Origin of the sequence: Microcystis sp. LSC13-02 (assembly GCA_002282935.1) — a bacterium.
Classification (GTDB): Bacteria; Cyanobacteriota; Cyanobacteriia; order Cyanobacteriales; family Microcystaceae; genus Microcystis.
This window is the reverse complement of the sequence record MTBT01000156.1, coordinates 1-4,061: the sequence shown is the minus strand read 5'-3', so window position 1 is coordinate 4,061 and position 4,061 is coordinate 1. Positions and strand designations below refer to the sequence as shown.

At 43.2% G+C, this 4,061-nt stretch carries 5 protein-coding genes and 1 pseudogene; 3 read left to right on the top strand and 3 right to left on the bottom strand.

Translation table 11 applies throughout. The annotated features are described in order from the left end of the window. Nucleotides 1-70: 70 nt before the first annotated feature. Nucleotides 71-286 (bottom strand): regulatory protein SipA, encoded by a 216-nt coding sequence (sipA, locus tag BGL89_RS09425; protein ID WP_286825505.1) that lies wholly within the window; start codon nucleotides 284-286, stop codon nucleotides 71-73. Nucleotides 287-647: 361 nt separating this feature from the next. Here sipA and BGL89_RS09420 point away from each other — a divergent pair, with 361 nt between their 5' ends. Beyond that, nucleotides 648-1,856: a PEP-CTERM sorting domain-containing protein gene (locus BGL89_RS09420; RefSeq protein ID WP_286825496.1), complete on the top strand. Its 1,209-nt coding sequence runs from the start codon at nucleotides 648-650 to the stop codon at nucleotides 1,854-1,856. Nucleotides 1,857-1,970: 114 nt separating this feature from the next. Beyond that, the gene (locus BGL89_RS09415; protein WP_286825495.1) at nucleotides 1,971-2,285 is read left to right on the top strand and encodes a hypothetical protein; all 315 of its coding nucleotides are present in this window, start codon (nucleotides 1,971-1,973) and stop codon (nucleotides 2,283-2,285) included. An 84-nt stretch (nucleotides 2,286-2,369) separates the two neighbouring features. Here BGL89_RS09415 and BGL89_RS09410 read toward each other — a convergent pair whose 3' ends face one another. Together BGL89_RS09410 and BGL89_RS09405 are read right to left on the bottom strand one after the other, a co-directional pair. After that, a complete protein-coding gene (locus BGL89_RS09410) occupies nucleotides 2,370-3,269 on the bottom strand; it encodes an amino acid ABC transporter substrate-binding protein (RefSeq protein ID WP_286825494.1) in 900 nt (299 codons plus the stop codon). 41 nt (nucleotides 3,270-3,310) lie between these two features. After that, nucleotides 3,311-3,517, bottom strand: coding sequence for a hypothetical protein (locus BGL89_RS09405; RefSeq protein WP_286825493.1), 207 nt, complete (start codon nucleotides 3,515-3,517; stop codon nucleotides 3,311-3,313). Nucleotides 3,518-3,699: 182 nt separating this feature from the next. Between BGL89_RS09405 and BGL89_RS09400 the strand changes: the two are divergent. Beyond that, nucleotides 3,700-3,933: pseudogene (locus tag BGL89_RS09400) on the top strand (thiaminase II/PqqC family protein); the annotation flags it as partial. Nucleotides 3,934-4,061: the final 128 nt, after the last annotated feature.

The window sequence follows — 4,061 nt, the reverse complement described above, 5'->3', positions numbered from 1 at the left end:
ATCACTCCAAGGGTCGGCACTTTTTGAGGGAAAAAAAGTCTAAAAACCTTGTTGGATAAGGTTTTTAGATTTATTCAGCAAACCCTAAATATTTGCTATCGAGCAGAAAAGAGCCTCGATCGAATTTTACACCCCAATAACCCCCCGGCCGGCGATCGATAACCGTGCCGATATCGTCGATATTGAGCAGCTCTGGCGGCCGTAACATAGGCATAGGATCGGCGGTTTTCAGGTAAGGGGGAATGGCAATCAGACGGACTTTTCCCCCGACGCTAATTTCACTCATGGTAATTGCTAGATGCGATCGTGACATAACATCCCAAGTTAGCATATTTCAAATCATTCTCAAGACAGATTCCCCAGGGAATAGGTGCTGTGTAAGCTGTTGTCGTCGGCCTTTGGAGTTGGGTTGGGGTGTTGCCTGACCTAGCGGCGAGGGGGCGATCGCAATCAGTACAACCAAAAAAAACAAAATCTCAATCGCTAGTTGGGGAGAAGAATGTAAAGATTTATTAAATTGTATCTTTTGATACAGTTGTCGGGGGATGTGTATCATCCCGTTGTCTCCCTTTGGCGTTGGGTTGGGGTGTTGCCTGACCTAGCGGCGAGGGGATAATCGCAATAGAAAATCTGCTAGAGCAATAATCATGAAAATCACTCATAAACTCTTGTTATCTTCCTGTCTCTTACTGGGTGTCACAGTAGCCCCATCCCAAGTATTGGCAGGACCGTTTGTTCCTCAAGGACCGTTTGTCCAACCTGCACCTGGACCGGGTATTCCATGGCCAAAAAATGTTCCGGGTAAAGAATACAGCGATCGCTTCGACAAAGACACTCAAGAACCGCCAGTTTCAGATCCAGAACAGAATATTTACTGGGATGGCAATGGTGGTCGGCAAAATACTTTCGACTATAGTGGCTCTCGCGCAGGTGATACTGTTACGGCAAGGGAAGTAGATGCCTTAGCTAATCATCAAGATGCCCTATTCTGGGATGTCATCGCTAATCGAGCCGCCCTACTATTCTCGACCGGTTCGACGGTAGTACCTGCGAATCCCCTTTTTGTAGGTAATATCGCTTATAACCAGCTTGGAATACATGAAAAAAGTGTTCTTTTTGAATTGATTCGCGGGGGGATTGGCTTTTGGGCAACGCCTCCGCAAATTGATCAAGCGGGAGTTAACGATCTCGATGGTTTGGAGGTATGGAGTTCTGTATCACCAACGTCTTCTCAATACCCTTCTCCAGCAGATCCGACTCCTGATGATGCTGATATGTACTCTTTGTTGGGAGATCCCCTTATTAACGGTATAAGAACGTCAGTATGGTACTACAACCCCATTACCCAGATCAGCAACTCCTATATTACTGCTGGTCAGATTGCCACAGCAATTAGCCCATTTATTCCGCTGACATATACTGGTGATATCGCTAATATCCTTGATCTGGATGGTTTAATGGTCTTTGATCAAGGTAGTGTAGGTCAGTGGGATCAGGGTGATGCTATTCTGTTTAGTCTTATGCCGATAGATCTCGTTGGACAAGACCCAAATAATCCATCAATATTGGATGAAATTATCACACCCAATGTTAATGGGGGTGATATCGATGGAGGTGAAATTTGGTCTTGGCGATTTGGTCAAGCTGCTCAATTCCTCAATCACGGTGGGCATCTCTGGGATACAGCTTTCAATGTCAGACAGGCTACTGGAGCAGTGAATGAAAACATAGATGCTTTAGAAGCTGTCGCCGTTCCCGAACCCTCTACATTCCTTAGCTTATTAACCCTTGGATCGTTAGGTGCAGCTTCAACCCTGAAACGCAAACTAAAATCCTCTAAATCCGACGAAAACTAAACCACAAAAGTAGGCTAAATCGCTTACCAAAGTAGAATTAATGCCCCTTCATTCAGTCAGTTGAGGGGGTTTATTGTATAATAGGGACATAATTAAATCAAGAGGATTTTGGTTATGCAACAGGTGACGATTGAGCTACCCACCACCATAATTAATGCTCTAGCCGCCTACAATCAAGAGCATAAGGTATCTTCTTCTGATACAGTACAAACGGCTATAGAATCATTTTTAACAGCGAAAGGCTATTTATCCAAACCGAAAAAATCTTTTCACTTATCTCCCGCACCCAAAGGAAGTGGCTATACTGACACATCCATCAATCATGACGCTGTTTTAGTCGAATTAATAACAAATCCGACTTTAAAAACCCGCTCCCTTCTCCCCACTTTCCTATTTTCTTTTCTATACCTTTTAAACAGGATTTACTAGGGTCAACAAGAGTCTTAGGGAGACAAATTAATCAATACTTTTGCCTCTTGCCTTTTTCAACTGGTCCCTGAAAAGGTCTTAATTTTAGGGAAATACAGTTAAAGGAATCCATTCGTAGGTGTTGACAATGCCTTGAAAATAATCATTAATAGTCTCTCTGGAATAGGGAACAACACCATCTTCACCAAACCAACGTTCATAAATTGTCACCGCTTGTTGTTGGTCACTAACGATCCCTTCCATGAATTTTAATAGCGTATAATTCACCGTATCGCGCCATTTAGAATCATTTTCGGGTAAAGTACAGGCATAGGATTCGTAGGCGTAGGGATAGGAGGGAACTATGGCTAAATTATTGGGATTTTTAGCACTTTTTCTTAAACCTTCTAGGGTAATGCCATCACTGGCAAAACCATCAATTTCTCCCGTTTCTAGTTTTTGTAAACCCTCACCACGATTTTTAACTTTGACCAAAATAGCGGCGGGTTGTTGGGTTTTAATTACTGCTTCATTAGTAGTATTGGCAATTACTCCAATGCGTCTGCCTGCCAGGCTACCGATGTCATCGAGATTACTACCTTGGCGGGTGAGTAATTGAGTGCCACTGGCAAAATAACTAACGGAAAAATCCACTTCATTTTCTCTTTTCCAAGTAAAAGTAGTGGAGCCACATTCGATATCGATAACCCCTGTTTTCAACTTTTCAAAACGATTTTGGGGAGTAATCTCAACAATTTTTAACTTAATTGGTTTTCCTAACTTCCGTTCGGTTTCCTTGCGAATTAACTCTAACATATCAAGGCTGTAACCCACCCACTTGCCTTGGGAGTTGACAAAACCAAAGGGAATAGCATCTTTACGAGCGCCGGCAGTAATTACCCCAGTTTTTTGAATGCGATCGAAGATTGCTCCCGCAAGGCTAGAATGGTTACTGGTGACGGTTAAAGCTACTGTCATCGTCATGACGGCAAGTGTACGCTTCATTTTTTTTCCTAATCTGAAAGTTGCTCAAGTCTCCGACTGTTTCAGGAGACCGAGAGTTTCCCAGGGGAAGATTTTTTAGCGGCGATTGCTGGGGACAAAAAAAGAGGAGAGATGTTACTCTCTCCCCCTTTTAGTTTTTTCGACAGCATTTTAAATTGTTTTTTCAGTTGTCGCTGTCGGGCCGAACCGCCTTTGCCTTTGTCGTTACGTCCCTGCCGGCGGGGGGACTCCCATCGCTTAAGTCGCATAGTTTTTAATTCCAATTTAGTCGGTTATCTTTATTGTAACAGGCTTAACGTCAGTTTGGGTTAAGGAAATTTGGTGATCATTTTTACCACGGAATAGGGCTTTCTGGCTAGGGTATAATCTGGGTTTTAGCCTATCCCGAACTCTGGTTAACCAACCTTGTCCACCTAATTAGTATTTTCCTATGCTTAGTCAGCAACTTTGGCAGAGCCATCAAGATCTAGTACAAGCTTGTCTAGAACACCCTTTTGTGCGAGGTATCGCCACAGGAGAGCTTAAACGGGACTGTTTCGCTTTTTATGTCGGTCAGGATGCTTTTTTTCTGGAATCTTTCGCCCGTGCTTACAGTATCGCCGCCGCTAAAGCTCCTGATTGGCAGGGATTTACTAGCTTTCATCGGTTAGCGGCAGGGGTATTGTAAAGTTTCAATAAAAATATAGTCAGATATAGCCAGACATGGTAATATATAGACAGGAAACTATCAGACTAGGCAAAAAAAACAAGAATAAGTTATCGAACGGCTTGGAGGTGGTGGAAACAAGGGAA

What these genes read in the sequence shown, in the direction of transcription:
- sipA (WP_286825505.1), bottom strand. Translation starts at nt 286, where the DNA reads ATGAGTGAAATTAGCGTCGGGGGAAAAGTCCGTCTGATTGCCATTCCC.
- BGL89_RS09420 (WP_286825496.1), top strand. Translation starts at nt 648, where the DNA reads ATGAAAATCACTCATAAACTCTTGTTATCTTCCTGTCTCTTACTGGGT.
- BGL89_RS09415 (WP_286825495.1), top strand. Translation starts at nt 1,971, where the DNA reads ATGCAACAGGTGACGATTGAGCTACCCACCACCATAATTAATGCTCTA.
- BGL89_RS09410 (WP_286825494.1), bottom strand. Translation starts at nt 3,269, where the DNA reads ATGAAGCGTACACTTGCCGTCATGACGATGACAGTAGCTTTAACCGTC.
- BGL89_RS09405 (WP_286825493.1), bottom strand. Translation starts at nt 3,517, where the DNA reads ATGCGACTTAAGCGATGGGAGTCCCCCCGCCGGCAGGGACGTAACGAC.